Origin of the sequence: Bradyrhizobium genosp. SA-3 (assembly GCF_004212635.1) — a bacterium.
Taxonomy (GTDB): domain Bacteria; phylum Pseudomonadota; class Alphaproteobacteria; order Rhizobiales; family Xanthobacteraceae; genus Bradyrhizobium.
In genome coordinates this window covers 1-3,176 of record NZ_PSRT01000280.1, presented here as the reverse complement: position 1 = coordinate 3,176, position 3,176 = coordinate 1, and the positions used below count along the sequence as shown (strand labels likewise).

Annotated in this window: 1 pseudogene; it reads left to right on the top strand. The window is 68.3% G+C overall.

Features of this window, described 5'->3' with window-relative positions:
- A pseudogene (locus tag CWO91_RS41905) lies at positions 1–3,176 on the top strand (negative regulator of septation ring formation); the annotation flags it as partial.

Sequence of the window (3,176 nt, the reverse complement as noted above, 5' to 3'; positions counted from 1 at the left end):
CCGACGGCGCATCAGAGGCCATCGAAACGATCGATACGCGCCTCAACCACCTCACCACCTCGCTGACCGACGGCGCGTCGCAGACCATCCAGTCGATCGACACGAGGCTGACGCATCTCACGACGACGCTGACCGGCGGCGCGTCGCAGGCGCTCGAATCCATCGACTCCCGCTTCACCTACCTGACCACCGCCGTGACCAACGGCGCCTCGCAGGCCGTGCAGTCGATCGACACGCGCCTCACGCTGCTGACCTCGACCCTCACGGACGGCACCGCACAGGCGATCGAGGCCGTCGACCGCCGCATCACCGGCGTCACCGAGATCATCGACGGCCGCAGCACGCATCTGGCTGACACGGTCACGGCTCGCTTCCAGGAGATTCACCAGGCCATCGAGACCAAGGTCGGCTCGGTCGCCAACGACATCGACGTGCGCGTGGCGCAGTTCGAGGACCTGCTCGGCTCGCGCGTCGAGGCCGTCGCCGGCCGCATCGAGAGCAGCGGACGCCAGGCCAGCGAGGACATGATGTCCCGCGCCGAGATGATCTCGACCGCGATCCGCTCGCATGTCGAGGACGCCGAGCGTTCGCTCACCAACCTCGTCGTCAACACCAGCGAGACCATCCAGACCGGCGCGCGCACCGCTCAGCAGTCGCTGCTGACGGTCTCCTCCGACGTCAATGCCCAGCTCAAGATGACCTCCACCGAGGTCGAGCGTGCGCTGACCGCGGTCGGCACCGGTGCTGCGAATTCGATCCTGACCAGCGCCCGCGAGGCGCAGTCGACCCTGGTCGCCGCATCGGGCGAGGCGTCGAACCAGCTCAAGGGACTCGCTGCCGACGTCGAACGCACGCTGTCCGCGGCGGGCTCGGCCACCGCGGCCTCGATCCTGGCCGGCGCCCGCGAAGTGCAGACCACACTCGTCACCGCCTCTTCGGATGCGACCAACCAAGTCAAGACGCTCACCGCCGACGTGCAGCGCTCGCTGTCGCTGGCCGGCACCAGCACGGCGGAGTCGATCGTCGCCGGCGCCCGCGATGCACAAGGCGCGCTGATCGCGGCTTCGACCGAGACCGCCAACCAGATCAAGGCGCTGTCTTCCGACGTGCAGCGCTCGCTTTCGATGGCGGGCACCTCGACCGCCGAGACCATCATGAGCGGCGCCCGCGAGGCCCAGAGCACGCTGGTCACGGCATCCTCGGATGCGGCGAGCCAGGTCAAGTCGCTTGCGGCCGAAGTGCATCGTTCGCTCTCGCAGGTCGGCGTGTCGACCGCCGAGACGATCACCACCAGCGCCCGCGACGCCCAGAGCACCCTGCTCGCTGTCTCGGCCGAGCAGACCAGCCAGGTCCGTTCGCTCGCGGCCGAGATGCAGCGCGCGCTGGCGACCGCCGGCGGCGCCACCATCGAGGCGCTCACCGGCGGTATCCGCGAGGCCCAGGGCACGCTGATCTCCGCCTCGACCGACGCGGCGAGCCAGATCAAGTCGCTGACCACGGACATCGAGCGCACGCTGACCGCGGTCGGCGCCGACACCGCCTCGACGATCCTCAACAGCGCACGTGAGGCGCAGACGTCGCTGACCTCGACCTCGGCGGACGCCGCGAGCCAGATCCGCACAATCTCGACCGAGATCGAGCGTACGCTGAGCGCAGCCACCGCGAACGCGACCAACGACATCCAGACCAGCGCGCTCAACGCCCAGAACGCGCTGATATCAGCCTCCAACGAGGCGAGCTCGCGGGTCAAGTCGAGTTCGGCCGATGTCGAGCGCTCGGTGCTCGCCGCCAGCAGCAGCTTCGGCCAGGCCATGACCGGCAAGACCGACGAGATCGTCACCTATGTGCAGCAACAGGCCGACCGTCTGTCGAACATGATCGACGCCAAGCGCGGCGCTCTGGTCGACGCGATCGGCTCCAAGACTAGCCAGCTCACGCTTGACATCGACCGCGTCACCTCCGACGCGCTGAAGTCGATCGAGACACGCGGCCAGGCCTTCTCGCAGACCATGATGGGCAACGGCTCGGAAGTCGCCCGCGCCATCAATACGGCGAGCGAGATCGCCACCGGCGCGGTCGGCAAGTCGCTCAAGGACCTCGAGCAGGCCTCGCGCTCGGCGATCGACCAGTCGCGCCAGGTCTCGATCGCGGCCGTCACTGAGATGCAGGAGACCAGCAAGATCCTGCGCACCGACACGGTGGCGCTGTTCGAGCGGCTGCGCGAAGGCAACATCCTGCTCCAGGAGGTGCTGACCGGTGCGCACGACAACCTCAACTCGCTCGAGCGGGCGCTGGTAACGCGCGTCGCCGACTTCGTCTCCGCGATGAACGACGTCACCTCGCGCAACGGCGCTGCGACGCAGAACCTGGAAGACCAGCTCAACGTCTTCAACAGCAAGACCACGAAGGCGCTCCAGGATCTCGGCGAGCTGTCGACCCAGTTCGACAAGCACGGCAAGGCGCTCGTCGAGGCCGCGCAGGTCGTCGAGCAGAGCAACAAGAACACTACCGCCTCGCTCGCCGAGCGCAAGCAGGCGCTGGAATCGCTCGTCACCACGATCGACCTGCGCACGGCCGATCTCGACCAGCGCCTGTCGCGCTTCACCGGCCTGCTCGATGAATCGCTGGCCGCAGCCGAAGAGCGTGCCCGCGACATCGCCCGCGTCGTCGCCGAGACCGCCGGCGCAGGCTCGGCCGCGATCACCCGCCAGTTCGAGGCGGTGCGCGCGGCGTCCGAAGAGGAGCACCGGCAGACCATCGATGCCATGCATGACATCTACCGCCAGACCACCGACGAGGCGGATGTGATGTTCAAGCAGTCGACCGAGAAGTTCTCGAACCTCGTCGCCAGCATGAAGCAGATGGCGCTCGAGATGCACAACGAGCTCGAGGCCACCCGCAACGAGCTGCGCCGCGGCGTGCTCGAGATGCCGCAGGAGGCCGCCGAGAGCACTGCGCAGATGCGCAAGGTGATCGTCGACCAGATCGAGGCTCTCGCCGAACTCAACCGCATCGTGGCCCAGCATGGCCGCGGTCTCGACGTCACGACGACGAACCGCGCCAGCGTGCAGCGCCAGGAAGAGCCGTCGGTGCTGGCAGCCGTCGGCGGCCGCGCCACCGAGACCCGCATGCGCGACACCGGCAGCGCCTCGACGCTGCCGCCGCCGGACCTCGGC